At 70.4% G+C, this 16,204-nt stretch carries 11 protein-coding genes; 1 reads left to right on the forward strand and 10 read right to left on the reverse strand.

All coding sequences use genetic code 11. The features are described from left to right. Nucleotide 1: 1 nt before the first annotated feature. Nucleotides 2-2,962: a nitrate- and nitrite sensing domain-containing protein gene (locus tag ACTOQ1_RS29505; protein ID WP_440071231.1), complete on the reverse strand. Its 2,961-nt coding sequence runs from the start codon at nucleotides 2,960-2,962 to the stop codon at nucleotides 2-4. A gap of 391 nt (nucleotides 2,963-3,353) precedes the next feature. Here ACTOQ1_RS29505 and ACTOQ1_RS29510 point away from each other — a divergent pair, with 391 nt between their 5' ends. Next, nucleotides 3,354-4,400, forward strand: a complete 1,047-nt coding sequence (locus ACTOQ1_RS29510) for an ABC transporter substrate-binding protein (RefSeq protein ID WP_440071232.1) — start codon at nucleotides 3,354-3,356, stop codon at nucleotides 4,398-4,400. Between the two features lie 136 nt (nucleotides 4,401-4,536). Here ACTOQ1_RS29510 and ACTOQ1_RS29515 read toward each other — a convergent pair whose 3' ends face one another. The 9 genes from ACTOQ1_RS29515 to ACTOQ1_RS29555 form a co-directional block, all read right to left on the reverse strand. Then, nucleotides 4,537-5,124 (reverse strand): GTP-binding protein, encoded by a 588-nt coding sequence (locus ACTOQ1_RS29515; protein WP_329091201.1) that lies wholly within the window; start codon nucleotides 5,122-5,124, stop codon nucleotides 4,537-4,539. Then, nucleotides 5,105-5,467 carry a DUF742 domain-containing protein gene (locus tag ACTOQ1_RS29520; RefSeq protein WP_440071233.1) on the reverse strand — a complete coding sequence of 121 codons (363 nt, stop codon included), beginning with the start codon at nucleotides 5,465-5,467 and terminating at the stop codon, nucleotides 5,105-5,107. The genes ACTOQ1_RS29515 and ACTOQ1_RS29520 overlap by 20 nt, the downstream gene beginning before the upstream one ends. Before the next feature lie 39 nt (nucleotides 5,468-5,506). Further along, entirely contained in the window at nucleotides 5,507-5,929 is a 423-nt protein-coding gene (locus ACTOQ1_RS29525; protein ID WP_425583385.1) for a roadblock/LC7 domain-containing protein, read from the reverse strand. Further along, nucleotides 5,926-8,880 carry a sensor histidine kinase gene (locus ACTOQ1_RS29530; RefSeq protein ID WP_440071234.1) on the reverse strand — a complete coding sequence of 985 codons (2,955 nt, stop codon included), beginning with the start codon at nucleotides 8,878-8,880 and terminating at the stop codon, nucleotides 5,926-5,928. The genes ACTOQ1_RS29525 and ACTOQ1_RS29530 overlap by 4 nt, the downstream gene beginning before the upstream one ends. A 204-nt stretch (nucleotides 8,881-9,084) precedes the next feature. After that, nucleotides 9,085-11,361: a [protein-PII] uridylyltransferase gene (locus ACTOQ1_RS29535; protein WP_440071235.1), complete on the reverse strand. Its 2,277-nt coding sequence runs from the start codon at nucleotides 11,359-11,361 to the stop codon at nucleotides 9,085-9,087. Nucleotides 11,362-11,364: 3 nt separating this feature from the next. Next, on the reverse strand, nucleotides 11,365-11,703 hold the full coding sequence (locus ACTOQ1_RS29540) for a P-II family nitrogen regulator (protein WP_329091194.1): 339 nt from the start codon (nucleotides 11,701-11,703) through the stop codon (nucleotides 11,365-11,367). After that, nucleotides 11,700-13,013 (reverse strand): ammonium transporter, encoded by a 1,314-nt coding sequence (locus ACTOQ1_RS29545; protein ID WP_440071236.1) that lies wholly within the window; start codon nucleotides 13,011-13,013, stop codon nucleotides 11,700-11,702. Before ACTOQ1_RS29545 ends, ACTOQ1_RS29540 begins: the two co-directional genes overlap by 4 nt. An 844-nt stretch (nucleotides 13,014-13,857) precedes the next feature. Continuing rightward, the gene (locus ACTOQ1_RS29550) at nucleotides 13,858-15,033 is read right to left on the reverse strand and encodes a ZIP family metal transporter (protein ID WP_440071237.1); all 1,176 of its coding nucleotides are present in this window, start codon (nucleotides 15,031-15,033) and stop codon (nucleotides 13,858-13,860) included. A gap of 1 nt (nucleotide 15,034) precedes the next feature. Further along, complete coding sequence (locus tag ACTOQ1_RS29555; RefSeq protein ID WP_440071238.1) at nucleotides 15,035-16,102, reverse strand: multicopper oxidase domain-containing protein; 1,068 nt, start codon at nucleotides 16,100-16,102, stop codon at nucleotides 15,035-15,037. Nucleotides 16,103-16,204: the final 102 nt, after the last annotated feature.

Below are 16,204 nucleotides of genomic sequence, written 5' to 3' on the forward strand. Positions count from 1 at the left end.
GCTACTGCTCCCGGTTCGGGAGCTCGTTGCGGGCCTTGCGCACGCCCTCCTGGAAGCTCGCCATGCGGCTGCGCACCCGCTCGGGCGAGAGGGCGGGCCTGGCCGGCGCCGGCTCCGGGGACTGCTCGGACCGCACGGGCGGCGTGACCGAGCCGGGGACCAGGTTGGCCCGGGGAGTGCGTCTGGGCAGGCCGGCCTCGGTCGTACCGCCGAGCACGGGAGCGCTCGCCACCTGCGCGGCCTGCCAGCCGAGGTCACCGGGCGAGGTCCACGGTTCGGGCTCCGCCCGGGTTTCCTCGGAGGCGCGGTCACCGAAGCCCTCGGAAACGGAGTCACCGGAGGCGGAGTCCTCGGAAGCGGGACCGGAGGAGTCACCGGAAGCGGCACCCGCCTCGGGGCCGGCCGTCCGCGCCCCGGGATCGCGGGGGGAGGCGGCGGTCCGGAACCAGCCGGACTCGACCGCGGCGAAGATCGGCAGGAAGTCGTCCTCCTGCTCCGCCGAGGTCCCCGCACCGGACGGCGACCCGGTCTCGCCCACCGCGGGAAGGCCGTCGAGGAAACCGGGCGAGCCGTCGAGCGGACCGGGAAGGCGGCCGAACGGGCCGCGGGGCGGCTGCGGGAACTCCCCCCGCTCCCCCGGCGGGCGGATCCGCTCCGCGGGCGGGCTCCACACGCTCCGCTCGGCCGCCTCCTGCCTGGCCCGCGAGGGCAGCGCCGAAAGCGCCGGCCTCACCGCGGGAGGCGCCTGTGCGGCCGTGGGCGCCGCGAGCGGCGGAACCCGCGACGGCGAGCCCGCGACACCGGGAACCCCCGGGACCGGAGCGGCCGGATCGTCCTCGTCCGGGGTGTGCGGGAACGGTGGGACGGGCGAACCGCCCGCGTCACCGGCGAACGGGGAGCCGTCCGCCCCCGCGGAGAAACCGACCACCCCTGCGGGAAGGCCGGCCGCACCGGCCGGCGTCCCCGGGAAGGCCGTCGCGAGCTGCGGGTAGCCGGCCGGCCGGCCCACGAGGGGCGGCAGGACGAGGAGCGACTCGGGAATCATGATCATCGCGGTCAGGCCGGCGTCCTGGGGGCGGAGCCGGACACGGATGCCGTGCTTGAGCGCGAGGCGGCTGACGACGAACAGGCCCATGTGGCGGGCGATCGAGGCGTCCGCGGCCTTCGGGTTGGCCAGCCGCCAGTTGACCTGGGAGAGCTCGTCGAGCGTCATGCCGATGCCCTTGTCGGTCACCGAGACCATCACGCCGCCGTCGTCGACCCGGCTGCTGGACACCGTGACCCTGGTGTCCGGCTGGGAGAACGAGACCGCGTTCTCGACCAGTTCGGCCAGCAGGTGGACCACGTCGCTCACCGCGGGGCCCGCGACGGCGACCTCCGACTGGACCCGGTTCGTCACCCGCTCGTAGTTCTCCACCTCCGACAGCGCGGCCCTGACCACGTCCATCAGCTCGACCGGCTGCCTCCAGCGCCGCGCCACCTCCTGCCCGGCGAGGACGAGCAGGTTCTCGCTGTTGCGGCGCATGCGGGTGGCGAGGTGGTCGAGCTTGAACAGGTCCGCCAGCCGCTGGTCGTCGCGCTCGCCGCGCTCCAGCCGCTCGACCAGGGTGAGCTGGCGTTCCACCAGGCTCTGGCTCCGCCGCGAGAGGTTGACGAACATCGCGTTCACGGTGGCGCGCAGCCTGGCCTCCTCGCCCGCCAGCCGCACGGCCTCCCGGTGAACCTCGTCGAACGCCCTGGCGACCTCGCCGATCTCGTCGCGCGACAGCACCCCGATCGGTGGCACGTCGGCGGCGATCTCCCCTTCGCGCGACTCGCGGACCCGCTGGACGTACGCGGGCAGCCGCTCCCCCGCGACTTCCAGCGCCTCCCTGCGCAGCCGTCTCAGCGGCACCACCAGCGAGCGCGCCACCCCGACGGTGATCGCCAGCACGAGCGCGAGCAGGGCGGCGACGGCCGCGGCGACCATCAGGGCGCGGCTCTGCTCGGCGTCGCCGAGCCGCTGGCTGCGCGCGACGATGTCCCGGGCGTGCCGCTCCTCGACCTCGCGCATGTGGCCGATGGTGACGGTGACCGCGTCGTACCACTCCTTGGCGTCGTCCTTCCGCTCCAGGGTCAGGCCCCTCAGCGGGACGCCGGAGGCCGCGCGGAGCAGGACCAGCTCGCGCAGGAGTTCGGCGCGTTCGGCGGTGCGGCCGTTGACGGTCTCGTCGAAGAGGCGGCGGTCCCGGCTTCCGGCCTCGGCGGCGAAGGTCCTGCGCTCGTTGCGCTCGGTGGAGAGCGCGCCGAGGAACTGCTCCATCTGCCCCTGCTCGAACCGGCCCGCCACGAGCACCACCGTCAGCAGCGCCCGCTGGAAGGAGATGGCCTCCTTTGCGCGGGCGAGCGCGTCCAGGGTGATCGCCTGGCCGAACAGGACGTCGTCGGCGCTGCCCTTGCCGAGCTCGTCGTACAGGGAGAGCAGGTCGGCGATGAGCAGGGAGTAGGCGGCGATGGCCGCGTCGGGCAGCAGCGTCGACCTCAGCGCCTGCTCGCGCAGCGGGAAGAGGTCGTCCAGCCGGGTGATCGCGCTCTCGACCTCGTCCCTGGTACGGCCGCTCACCTCCTCACCGAGCAGGGAGCCGCTCTCGCGGACGCGCGCCGCGGAGCCGTCGACCAGGTCCATCTGGGCCCGCACGTTCTTCACGCCGCTCTCCGGGCGGCCGAGGGCGATGAACCAGGCGGTGTGGTCGCGTTCCTCGGCCAGTTCGTGGGTCAGCGTGCCGATGTGGGCGGAGAGCCGGGCGAGGTCGTTGACCCGCTGGTAATCTCCCGCGGCGCGCATCGAGGCGAACACCTGGACACCGCCGAGCAGCACCGCGGCGATCGTGGGCACCAGAACGAGCGCGACAAGGCGCCGGCGTACCCGCCAGTTCCGCGGGCGCAGGCGACTGCCCGCGTCGTGGATCTCGTGTGGACTCACCGAACGCTGCCCTCTCGGTGGATGAACCTCTGGCCGAATTTCCCATGGTCCCCGGCAATTCGAGCACATATCAACCCGTGGGGCCAAGCGAACGCAGCTCGGTAAATGCGGTATTTCCGGCGAGACAGGGACGGGACCCGGGACTCCAGCTATGGCTGGAACCCCGTTTCCGGCCCTCCGAATACCCTTATTAGGTATTTCCCGACCTATATGACCGTTTGCACCGTTCCATTCTGCGACCGAGAGAGCCCGCCACGGGGGGCGCGCCGGCCACCCGGGGGATCACAAATTGTGATTCGCCATATTTACGCCATATCTTGACTGCCTACATCCGTAGCCCGCACCGCGCCCCCGGCCCGCCGAATCCGGGCGGCGAGCCCTGGAGGAGACCGTGGCCACACCCGGCGACGTCGCGAGCCAGGTTCGCGGCTCCCGCCCGACCGCCCGCGCCCTGCCCCTCCCGCCGCCCCTCCCGCTGCCCCTCCCCCGCCGCCTCCTGGCGCTCGGCGCGGCCACCGCGTTACTAGTCTCCCTCGCCGCGTGCACCGGCCAGGACGCGCCGGAGACGGCCGCGCCGGCTCCCCCGGCCTCCGGCGGGACCGTGAGGATCGCCCTCAACGAGGGGGCGGGCTACGAGGCCGGCGCCGCCGTCATCGGCCGCCTGCTCACCCAGGAGCTCGGCTACCAGGTGCGGACGGTGAGACTCACCCCGTCCGAGTCCTGGGAGGGCCTTGAGAAGGGCACGGTGGACGTGATCGTGGAGAACTGGGGGCGGGAGGCGCTGAAGCGGACCTACATCGAGGAGAAGAAGGTCGCGGTCTCCGCGGGCAGGAGCGGCACCAGGGGGGTCATCGGCTGGTACGTCCCCCAGTGGATGGTGGACGAGTATCCCGGGATCACAGACTGGCGGCAGCTCAACAGGTACGCCCACCTCTTCAAAACGGATAAATCCGGCAATTTAGGCCAGCTTCTCGATGGGGACCCCTCGTACGTCACCCACGACGAGGCCCTGGTCCGCAATCTCGGCCTCGACTACCGGGTCGTCCACGCGGGCAGCGAGAAAGCGCTGATCGACGCCGCGAAACGGGCGACCCGCGACCGGACCCCGCTGCTGATGTACTTCTACGAGCCGCAGTGGCTCTTCACCCAGATCAAGCTGGTGAAGGTCAACCTTCCGCCGTACGCGATCGGCTGCGACGCCGACCCCGCCAAGGTGCGGTGCGACTACCCGCCCTACCTGCTCGACAAGATCGTGAGCAGGCGGTTCGCCGACACCGGGGGCAGGGCCTACGAGCTGGTGCGGAACTTCTCCTGGACGAACGAGCAGCAGAACGCGGTGGCGAACGACATGGTCAACAACGGCCTCGACCCCGCCGAGGCGGCCCAGAAGTGGATCAACGCGAACAGGGTCACCTGGAAGGAGTGGATCCCGGGCTGACGGGTCCCCCGGGTCGCGTTCCGCCGGCCGGCACGGCGCGAGCCGGACGCCGGACCGCGTCCCGCTCCGGAGACGGCCGAAACCCCGTCCGGGACGGGTCCGCGGAGCGCGGGCCCGTCCCGGAGGGAACGCGTGGCTACACCGACGTGCCGTAGGCCGTGCGGACCCGCAGCACGTGCTCGACCAGGGTGATCAGCGTGCTCTTCACCGAGTCGCGGGAGCGGGCGTCGGTCCGCACCACGGGAATGTGCGGGGCCAGCGTCAGCGCCTCCCGCACCTCCTCCTCGTGGTGCGGGAACTCGCCGTTCCAGCCGTTGACACCGACCACGAAGGGGAGCTTGGCCTCCTCGAAGTAGTCGATCGCCGGGAAGCCGTCGGCCAGCCGCCGGGTGTCGATCAGGACCACCGCGCCGATCGCGCCGCGGACCAGGTCGTCCCACATGAACCAGAACCGGTGCTGACCCGGCGTACCGAACAGGTACAGGATCAGGTCCCGGTCCAGCGAGAGACGGCCGAAGTCCATCGCGACCGTGGTGGTGGTCTTGTGGGGAGTCAGCCCCAGGTCGTCGATCCCGGCGCTGGCGTCGGTCATCACCGCCTCCGTGGTCAGCGGCACGATCTCCGACACCGCCCCCACGAACGTGGTCTTGCCGACGCCGAACCCACCCGCGACAACGATCTTCGTTGACGTCAGGCCACCCTGGCTAGAGCCTGCGAAGTCCACTGAGAACCCTTTCGAGCATGTTGAGGTCCGGTTGTCCCTCGTTGAGATGCGGCTGGTGGATGCGGACGAAGCCCTCGTCGACCATATCCGCCACCAGCACGCGGGCCACGCCGAGCGGCACCTTCAGCAGAGCCGAGATCTCGGCGACCGACCGGTACGAACGGCAGAGCCTGATGATCGCATCCTGCTCGGGGGTGAGCAGAGCCAGGTCCTCCTCCAGGATGAAGGAGGAGGAGACCAGCGCCTCCATCGCCATGTGGAAGCGCGGCTCCGACCTGCCGCCGGTGACGGCGTACGGACGGAACAGGGGCTCGTCGTCCCCGGTTCCGTCAATCCCGAGCACGAGCCTCTCCCGTGAGGAGACCGGGGGTGAGCGCGGTCATCACCGGCCCCGGGAGGACTGCAGCTCGGCGCGGAGCGCCGGGGTGAGCACCTGTCCGGCCCTGTCGACGAGCAGGGTCATCTGGTACGCCACCAGACCCATGTCACAGTCGGGAGAGGCCAGCACGGCGAGCACGGAGCCGTCGCTGATCGCCATGACCAGCAGCAGGCCACGCTCCATCTCGACCACCGTCTGGGTGACGGCGCCTCCCTCGAACACGCGGGAGGCGCCCACCGTCAGGCTGAGCAGGCCCGCCGCGACGGCGGCGAGCTGGTCGGCCCTGTCGGGAGGAAACCCCTCGGAACTGGCGATCCTCAGCCCGTCGGCGGAGACGCACACCGCGTGCGCGACACCTGGCGTGCCGCGGACGAACTCGGTGATCAGCCAGTCGAACCTGCGTGCCTCATGACTCAGGATCGTCACGAGCCCTCCTCCTTGTCCACCAGGCTCCTGGTGGTGGTATCGACTACTTCGGCACGGCCCCGCCGTACACCCTGCTGGAAGCTGGACAGACGGCTGCGCACCCTGTCCGGTGACATGGGCGGCACGGGGCTGGACGGCACGGCGGCGGCCGTACCGGGTACGAGATTCGCCTTGGGAGTGCGCTTGGGCAGGCCCGCGGCGGTCACCCCGCCGAGCGCGGGCTCACTCGCCGCCTGGGCGGCCCGCCACCCGGCGTCGGCGGGGGTGTTCCAGCTGTCCGGCTCGGCCGCCACCGCCCTCACCTGCTCTCTCGCCGGCGGTGTGTCGCGAGCCGTCTCGCGGACCGGCATGCCGGTCGGGGGCGTCGGCTCCTCCCCCCACGCCGCCTCCGGATCGTAGAGCTCGCTCTCCGGTCCGGAAGATGACACCTGTCCCGGGGATCCGCCCGTGACCGGCTGCTCGCCCGGCCCCTCCGCCCGGCGGAACCAGGCCGACTCGATCGAGGCGAAGATGGGCAGGTACTCCTCCTGCTCGGCCTCGAGCGGGGAGACGCCCACCGCGGGCATCGCGCCCACCGCCGTGTCCTCGTACGAGGACTGGCTCCAGGCGGAGAAGTCGGAGACGGGAGCGCCGTTGCCGTTGCCGTTGACCTGTCGCTTGGGCAGCGGCGGGCCGCTCCTGGCCGGGCCACCGGGCGGGCCACCGGGCGGGCCGGAGGCGATCCCCGGGGCCGGGGGGGCACCGAACGGCGGAGCGGAACCGAACGGGGGCGCGTCCACGGACGTCTGACCGAACGCCTCCTGACCGAACGCCTCCTGACCGAACGCCTCCTGACCGAACGCCTCCTGACCGAACGAGGCCTGCCCGTACGACGCCTGCCCGAAGGGGTTCGACCCGAACGGGGACTGTCCCTGCTCGAACGAGGGGTGAGTGTGTCCGAACCCTGGCCGGGACTGCCCGTACGAGGGCTGCCGGCCGGCCGGGCGACCCGCGGGCGCCTGGGCGAAGAGGTCCTGCGAGGGAGCCTGCTCGGCCCCCCAGGAGGGCGTCTGGACCGGCTGGACCGCCTGGACGACGAGCTCCGGCGGGAACAGGACCATGGCGACGAGACCGCCGCCCTCCTGCGGGCGCAGCTGGACCCGGATGCCGTGGCGCAACGCCAGGCGACCGACCACGAACAGGCCCATGCGCCGTGACACCGAGACGTCGACGACGGGCGGGTCCGCCAGCCGGCGGTTCGTCTCGACGAGTTCCTCGTGGGTCATGCCGATGCCCGGGTCGCTCACCGCGAGCAGCGCGCCGCCGCCCTCGATCACGCTGCTGGAGACCACGACCTGGCTGGCCCGGGGGGAGAACTGCAGGGCGTTCTCCACCAGCTCGGCGACCAGGTGCACGATGTCGTTGGCGGCGCTGCCCGCGACCGAGATGGTGCGGTGCACCTTGACCTGGACCCGCTCGTAGTCCTCGACCTCCGACAGGGAGGCGCGGACGACGTCGACGAGCTTGGCCGGCTGGCTCCGCCTGCGGGTCGGCTCGTGGCCGGCGAGGACCAGGAGGTTCTCGGAGTTGCGGCGCATGCGGGTGGCCAGGTGGTCGAGCCTGAACAGGTCGGCCAGCCGGCCGCCGTCCTCCTCGCCCTTCTCCAGGCCGTCGATCAGCGAGATCTGCCGCTCGACCAGGGTCTGCGTGCGCCTCGACAGGTTGACGAACATCGCGCTGATGTTGGAGCGGAGCTCGGACTCCTCGGAGGCCAGGCGCACGGCCTGCCGGTGGACCTCGTCGAAGGCCTTGGCGACCTCCCCGATCTCGTCGCTGGTGTCGACCGAGATGGGGTCGACGTCGGGTGTCCGGGTGTCGCCGGAGACCCGCAGGCGCCGCACGACCTCGGGAAGCCGGAAGCTCGCCACCTCCAGCGCCTCGGCGCGCAGGCGGCGCAGCGGCGTCACCATCGAGCGGGCGATGACGACCGTGAGGCCGAGCACCAGCAGGAGCAGGAGCAGGATGAGCCCGGCGGTGATGATCGCGTTGCGCTGCTCGGCGTCCTCCAGGTCCCTGGCCCGGGTGACCACGTCACCGGCGACCTGGGTCTCGACCTTCCGCATCCGGTCGAGGACCACGCTGTTGTCCGAGAACCACTGCTTGACCTCGTTGAAGTCGGACAGCAGCCGCCCGGTGCGCGCGGGATTGCTGGCGAGCACGATCACCCTGGCCTTGATCAGCTCGGCCCGGTGGACCCGCTCGTCGATCAGGGCGGTGACGAGGAGCTGGGCGTTGTCCGGGCTCGCCTCGACGCCGAAGTCCGCCTCGTACTCGTCCATCCGGGAGCGGGAGGCGATGAACTTCTCGACCTCCTGCGGGTTGATCAGCGAGGGCGCGTAGTAGCCGGCCAGCAGCCGGGCGCGCTGCTTGGAGACCTCCTCCTTGGCGTACGCCAGGGCGCTGAGCGCGCGGGTGTTGCCGATGATCTCCGGGTCGTCACTGACCAGCGTGAGCTCCTCGTGGAGCGTCAGCAGTGGGGCGATCATGGAACTGTACCGTTCCACACGATTGATGCCCGGCAGGCGGCGCAGCTCCGGAAGGCCCTCCAGCTGGTAGGCCACGTTCCTGGCCGCCTCGACGACCCGGGCGCCGTAGGAGTCGTCGATCGCCTGGACTTCCAGCCGCACCTTCCTGGCCAGCGCGTCCACGGTCCTGCGCTGCGCGTCGGAACTCTCTTTCAAGCCCTTGTTCGAAGGCTGGAACGACGACCACGCGCCTCGGTCACGTTCCAACCCGAGCGCCTGGGCCAGGTCACGGAGACCGCCCGAGTACTCCGCGGCGGTGGCGGTCCGCTGGTATCCGGCCACGCTGTCCACGGAGGCCACCACGCGCGTGCCGGCGAGCACGACGCCCACCGCCGTCGGCACCAGGATCAGGGCCGTCAGACGCGAACGGACACGCCAGTTTTTCAAGCCGAACCGGGCGGCAGGCCGCTTGCCACGGTCGGGTGCCGAAGCACCTCCGCTTTCGGATGTCGCCGTAGTCACCGCTCTCGCTACCCCTCAATCACGACACAAGTGGACAACATCAGACCACAAGGTCATGGGAAAGAATCGGCAAAACCGACATAGCGACTTTAATCGTTACGAAGGCGACGAGGGACCGATTTTTTACGGTTACCGCAGGGCAGCCAGCACCTGATCGCGCACCTGCGCCCGCTGTACCTCGTCGGTCAGCGGGCGGCCGGCTCTGTCGACCACGTAGAAGACGTCCACCGCCTCTGCGCCGAGAGTCTCCACACGGGCAGCCCGTACGTCAAGGCCACATTCACCGAATGCTCTACCAATCCGCCACAAAAGTCCCGGACGGTCATGGGCCCGCACCTCGATGACGGTCGCGGTGTTGGACGCGTCGTCCACCAGGTTCACCCTCGGCGGCGCCACCGGCACCCGGGCCGGGCGCATCGACCTCGTCCTCCTGGCCAGGCGTTGCTCGATGTCGAGGCGGCCGGCCAGCACCAGGCGCAGGTCGGCCTCCAGCGTCGCGGGGTCGGGCGGCGAGCCGTACTCGGGCACGACCGAGAACTCGATCACGGCGGTCGCCCCCGCCGAGGCGGCCGACGCGGCGCGGACCACCATCCGGTGCGCGGCCAGCACCCCGGCCGCGCGCCAGAGCAGCCCGGCGCGGTCGGGCGCGACCACGGTGACCGCTCCCCCGTTGACGCGTACGGCGCCGCCGCCGTGGCGGGCCAGGGACGCCTGTTCCACCGAGAGGGACGGCGCGGGGCGCAGCGGGGTTCCCGAGAGCGCCGAGCGGACCCGGCGTACCAGGTCGGCGACGAGCGAGGCCTTCCACGAGTTCCAGGCGGCGGGCCCGGTGGCGTGGCCGTCGGCCACGGCGAGGGCCGCCAGCAGCTCGAGGACCTCGCGCGAACCGACGGCCTCGGCCACCCGGGAGATCGTCACCGGGTCGTCCAGGTCGCGGCGGGTGGCCGTCTCGGGCAGCAGCAGGTGGTGGCGGACCACGGTCTCCAGGATGTCGACGTCGGCCGGGGGCAGGCCCATCCGGGCCCCGATGTCGCGGGCGACGACGGCGCCGGTGGTGGAGTGGTCGCCGGGATATCCCTTGCCGATGTCGTGCAGGAGCGCCGAGATGAGCAGCAGGTCGGGCCGGGAGACCTCGCGGGTGAACGAGGCGGCTCCGGCGGCGGTCTCGATCAGGTGCCGGTCGACGGTGTAGCGGTGCACCGGGTTGCGCTGCGGGCGGTGCCGCACCCGCTCCCAGTCGGGCAGCAGGCGGACCAGCACCCCCGCCTGGTCCAGCTCCTCCCAGACCGGCACGGCCGCGCGACCGGCGCCCAGCAGTGCCACCAGCGCGTCACGCGCCTCGTCCGGCCAGGGCACGGGCAGCGGCGGCGACTGGGAGGCCAGCGTGGTGACCGTGGCGGGTGCCAGCGGCAGCCCCGCCTCGGCCGCCGCGGCGGCGGCGCGCAGCACCAGGACCGGGTCCTTGCGCGGGTTGACCCCCCGGGCGAGCACGACCTCTCCGCCGTGCTCGACGACGCCGTCGGCGAGCGGGCGGCGGCCGCGCGGGGTGGGGCCGGTCAGCAACCGGTCGACGGTGCGCCAGGTGGCGTCGAAGGCGTGCCCGATCGTCCTGGCGGCCTCGGCGAGCCTGCGCATCAGCGCCTCGGCGTCGAGCAGGCCGAGCATCCCGGCGACGGCGTCCTGTTCCTGGAGCACCAGCCTGTCGGCGCCGCGGGCGGTCACCAGGTGCAGGCCGTGCCGGATGTCGAGCAGGAGCTCGTAGGCCTCGCGCACCCGGGGGCCGGGCGCCGAGGCGACCCAGGCCGCCGCCACGGCCTGCATCGCCTGCACGTCGCGGATGCCGCCGCGGGAGTCCTTGAGGTCGGGTTCGAGCAGGAACGCCAGCTCACCGCTGGCCTCCGCCCGCTTGTCGGCGGCGTCGCGCAACTCGCCCAGGCGGCGCCGGGAGTCGGCACGCCACTCGGCGAGCACGATCTCGCGCGCCGAGCGGGTCAGCTCCGGGTCTCCCGCCACGTGCCGTGCCTGGATCAGGCCGAGGACCGCCTTGAGGTCCTCCCTGGCGACCTTGGCCGCCTCGTCCACCGTCCGCACCGAGTGGTCGAGCCCCACCCCGGAGTCCCAGATCGGGTACCAGATGCGGTCGGCGACGCGCGCCACGTCCTCCCGGCCGTCGTGGAGCAGGACCAGGTCGAGGTCGCTGCCCGGCGCGAGCTCGGAGCGTCCAAGACTCCCGACCGCGACGAGCGCGACTCCGGTGAGGGCGCCGCGCTCGTCGTTTCTCGTCGTTCCCCCGTTGGGCCCGTACGGCGTGCCGACCGCGGTGCGGACCAGGTCCGTCAGCCAGCGGTCGATGTCCGCGGCCCGTTCCTTACGGGCCGCGGCGTACGAGCGCGTGTCGCCTCTCACCGGTTAGAGCGCCTCGGGTCCGCGTTCCCCGGTGCGGACGCGAACGACCGTGTCCACCGGAACGGACCAGACCTTGCCGTCACCGATCTTGCCGGTCTGCGAGGCCTTGACGATGACGTCGATGACGTCCTCGGCGTCCTCCTCCTCGGCGAGCACTTCGAGGCGGACCTTGGGCACCAGGTCGACCTGGTACTCGGCGCCGCGGTAGACCTCGGTGTGACCGCGCTGGCGGCCGTAGCCGCTGGCCTCGCTGACCGTCATGCCCTTGACCCCGAACTGCTCCAGGGCCGCTTTCACGTCGTCGAGCTTGAACGGCTTGATGATCGCTGTGATGAGTCTCATGCGTCCACCTTCTTAGACGCCGGGGTGGGGGCCGGGCCGTTGACGGCGGCCACACCCGAGGAGTGGATGGTGCCGAGGTCGTAACCGGTCTCGGCGTGGGAGGTGATGTCGACGCCGGTGATCTCTTCCTCGGCGCCGATGCGGAAGCCGACCGTCTTGTCGATGATCTTAGCGATGATCCAGGTGATGATGAAGGAGTAGGCGCCGACCGCGACCGGGCCGAGAACCTGCAGGCCCAGCTGCTTGACACCGCCACCGTAGAAGAGGCCGGTGCTCTGCTGCTCCAGGAACGGGTAGGCGGCGATGAAACCCAGGGAGACCGCGCCGATCACACCGCCGACCAGGTGCACGCCGACCACGTCGAGGGAGTCGTCGTAGCCGAACTTGTACTTCAGGCCCACCGCGTAGGCACAGGCCGCGCCGGCGACGAGACCGAGGACGAGGGCCGCCCAGGGGTCCACGAAACCACAGGCGGGGGTGATGGCGACCAGACCGGCGACGGCGCCGGAGGCGACACCGAGGCTGGTGGCGTGGCCGTCGCGCATCTTCTCGACCACGAGCCAGGCGCCCGCCGCGGCGGCGGTGGCGATCTGGGTGTTCATGAACGCCAGGCCGGCGGTGCCGTCCACCGCGAGCTCGGAACCCGCGTTGAAGCCGAACCAGCCGAACCACAGGAGACCGGCGCCGAGCAGGACCAGGGTCAGGTTGTGCGGCCGCATCGGCTCCTTGCGCCAGCCGGCGCGCTTGCCGAGCACGAGCGCCAGCGCCAGCGCCGCGGCTCCCGCGTTGATGTGGACCACGGTGCCACCGGCGAAGTCCTCGATGCCGAGGTTGAACAGCCAGCCGTTGCCCCAGACCCAGTGGGCCACGGGGAAGTAGACGATGGTCGCCCAGACGATGGTGAACAGCACCCAGGCGCCGAACTTCGCGCGGTCGGCGATGGCACCACTGATCAGCGCGACGGTGATGATCGCGAAAGTGAGCTGGAAGGCCGAGAAGACCAGGCTCGGCATACCCGTGCCATCGTCCTTGGTGGCGGTGTCGACCAGGCTCTGCAGCCCAAGGGCGTCGAAGCCGCCGATGAACTTGTTGACGAGCTCGCTGCCGTTGTCGGTGAAGGTCAGCGAGTGCCCGTAAAGCACCCATGCGATGGTGACGGTGATGATGCTGACGAACGACATCATCATCATGTTCAGGACACTCTTGGCCCTGGTCATTCCTCCGTAGAAGAACGCAAGGCCGGGAGTCATCAACAGCACCAACGCGGTGGCTGTGAGCATCCAGGCAGTGGTGCCGCTATCGATCTTCATTCGACGCGACCCTCCCTTACAAATGGCGTGTGGCCGGTTTCACAGTCGCAGTGATCGCTTCCTGGGCTCCATCGACCGGCCGCGCACTGACGTTGCGCCACAGCGTGTTCTTCCACCGTTTCAAGGTGCGACCTTGTGTGTTTCACATCTGTGAATCTCGGCCGCCTGGTGTTTCAGACGTGTTTCGGACGAGGCGTGCCATGACTTGTAGTTGACCGTAAAAGCGCCCAGGTGGACCGCGCTTGACGGTTCCCGGGAGCTTGGAAGCCCTTGCTCCTGGCCGTCGCCACGCCCGCCGTGTCCCCTTGAGCCGGACATATAGGTAGGGCCGTAACCCCTGGCCAGGACCCCGTGTGATCTTGATCGGCTCCGGCGCCGTTCACGCTGCGGTGGGCGGGTGCTCCGGACGGCCGTCTCGGTTGCGCTCCGGTGATCCAGGCCTCCGGCCTGCTCGGGCGCGACGGTTACGGGCTCTTTTTAAGCCGTCCGGAACACCCGCCCACCTCCGCTGCGCACGCTCCCGCCGTACGGCGTGCGACCGTAGTGGCTCACTCTCCGGCCGCCCGGTGAACGGTGTGCGGCTGAAGCAATCCGTACGAGACCGTTCAGGGCGAGCCGCCGTAACTGAAGCGTCACTTTCGAAAGGAGCGCACGGCGAGCACCGTAAAAACCGTGCCGTCCTTCTCACCGCACAACAGGGTGATCTCCGCGATTTTCGATGATTCTGTTAAGTACGGAGTGGGAGGACGAGTACGGCACGGACGATGTCACCGGCTTCGCCGAAGCCGGTGATGACGCACCGCTTCAATGATCGCCGGGCAGGTCCCCACGCTGTCTCGCGTGGTCAGGTCAGGAGCCCCGTGGCGTACATGAGGGCCATTCCGGCCAGGATGCCGGCGATGCCGAGAGGGTGCAGCAGCCGTCCGGTCTCGTCACGTACCGATGGCGCGATCTGGAGGATCACCTGCACGATCGCGCCGACCCCCAGACCCAGCAGCAGCGCGGCGATCGCGGGTCGCACCGTGGCGGCGCCGAGCCAGGCGCCGAGGATCGCCGGGCCGCCCGCGATGAGGCCCAGCAGCGCCAGTCGCGGCGGTGAGACGCGTTCCTCGCTGACCGGGGCGACGATGGCGAGGCCCTCGGTGGTGTTGTGGATCGTGAAGCCGACGACGAGCGTCGCGCCGAGGGCGAGCGCGCCGACGGCGTAGGCCGAGCCGATCGCGAGTCCTTCACCGAGGTTGTGCAGGCCGATGCCGACGGACACGAGCAGCGCCAGGCGACGGCCGCCCGCCTGTCCCGGTCGTGCGGCCATCCAGGCGTGCACGCCGGACAGCAGCAGGTACGCGGCGACGGCGCCCATCGCCACGAGCCCGGCGCCGCCGAGCCCGCTCGCACCGGCGTCGGCGACCTCCATGCCTTCGAGCGCCGCGTCGATCGCCAGCCAGGCGAGCAGGCCGATGGTCAGTGCCATCAGGGCGCGGATCCAGGAGGGAGGCACTCGCCGTAGCCACGGCAGCCAGAGCATCCCGATGGCGACGGGGATCACCCCGACGTACGTCCCCAGGATCGTCATCAGGCCGAGGAATCCGGACGGGTCGGGGGTTCTGACGGCGACGGGGATGCCGTGGGTGGCGACGCCTCCGGTGGAGGTGAGGAGCGTCACCTCGTAGGCCTCCGCGTCGACCCACGGGTAGGTGATCCGGACGTTGGCGGAGCCGAGGCGGCCGATCTCCGGTTCGCTCATCCGGAAGTCGGTGAAGGCGTCGTTGACCGCGACCTGGACGACGGAGACAGGATCGGCGCCCTGGTTGCGCACGATCAACTCGATGGAGCCCGCGCCGAGGATCGTCCGCTCCACCGTGAGCTCCTCGGCCAAAGGGCCGTTGCGCGCGGCCAGGCCGGGGCCGTCCAGGACGGCGAGACCCGCGACGGCCAGCGCGATGACGCACAACGGCAGGAGACCGAGCAGCCATGTGCCGGCGCGGCTCCCACCCGGATGACGTGCTCGGCGGTCCTCCACGTCATCGGTTCCTCTCGCAGCCGGTGGAGGCGGGGCCACCGCAACCGGCCTCGAAGAGGCCCATCCAGCCGAGCTCGGCGAACTCCGACTGGTGCGCGTGGAACATGAAGCGCCCCTGGCGGGAAAACGTCATCTCGAGAATTCCCCGCTGTCCCTGGCACAGCATCACGGTGTCGGTGTGCTCCACCGGGCGCGATGACGTGCCGGTCGGGTACCAGTCGAAGAAGTTTCCGTGGACATGGAAGGAGTTGACGAGGTCGTATTCGAGAATGTTGACGAGATAGATCCTCACCAGCTCGCCGACGGTCACCTTCACCGGCTCCCCCATGTACGCGAAGGGGATGGTGTTGACCGCGTACAGCTCGTTCGAGCGATCGAAATCGGTGTCGAACCCGTTCATGACCATCACCAGTTCGTCGGCCTCGGCGCGCGAGCCCTCCGGATCGATGACGAAGGCGCCGTACAGGCCCTTGGCGATGTGGGCGGCGAGCGGTGTCACGTGGCAGTGGTACAGATGCACGCCGAACGGCTCCGCGTCGAACTCGTAAACCGTCCGCCCGCCCGGCTGGATCAGGCCGAGACCTATTCCCGAGACCCCGTCGACCTCCGCCGCGTGCAGGCCGTGAAAGTGAATCGTGTGCGCGTGCGCCGATTCGTTGACAAGGGTGATCCGCAGGCGGTCGCCCTCGTTCGCGCGAAGCGTGGGGCCGGGAATTCTGTCGTTATAGGTCCAGGCAGTGAATATGACTCCGGGAGCCACCTCTATCGGCTTCTCGCGAGCCACCAGCGTCCATTCTCGAAGCGTCCTTCCACCGGGCAGCACAGACTCCTTTCCCCTGTCGAAATCCCGGAGGAGCGCCGTTGGATGAAACCCGTTCTTCCCGTTGTCCACCTGAGTGCCCGCCCTGAAGCCGGCGTGCGCGGACCCTGCGGTGTGTGCCGGAACATGCTGGTGGTCGCCCGGACCGGGTGCCGAGATCGTCGGCCTCCCGGTCAGACGCTCGGCGACGGCGGCCCCGACAGCGGGAGCCAATGCGGCAATTGCGCTACGTCGAGAGATGTCTGACATATGAAACACGATAAATGGCAAAAGCTCGCGTTACAATACGCAAATTAAGTACCCATTTGACCTAATATGCCAGAACAAAAGCACCTCGCCCATGATGACGAT

The sequence above is a fragment of the Streptosporangium sp. OZ121 genome (assembly GCF_051918885.1).
GTDB lineage: Bacteria > Actinomycetota > Actinomycetes > Streptosporangiales > Streptosporangiaceae > Streptosporangium.

Coding starts and splice junctions, on each gene's coding strand:
- ACTOQ1_RS29545 (WP_440071236.1), bottom strand. CDS start 13,013: ATGAAGATCGATAGCGGCACCACTGCCTGGATGCTCACAGCCACCGCG.
- ACTOQ1_RS29540 (WP_329091194.1), bottom strand. CDS start 11,703: ATGAGACTCATCACAGCGATCATCAAGCCGTTCAAGCTCGACGACGTG.
- ACTOQ1_RS29555 (WP_440071238.1), bottom strand. CDS start 16,102: ATGTCAGACATCTCTCGACGTAGCGCAATTGCCGCATTGGCTCCCGCT.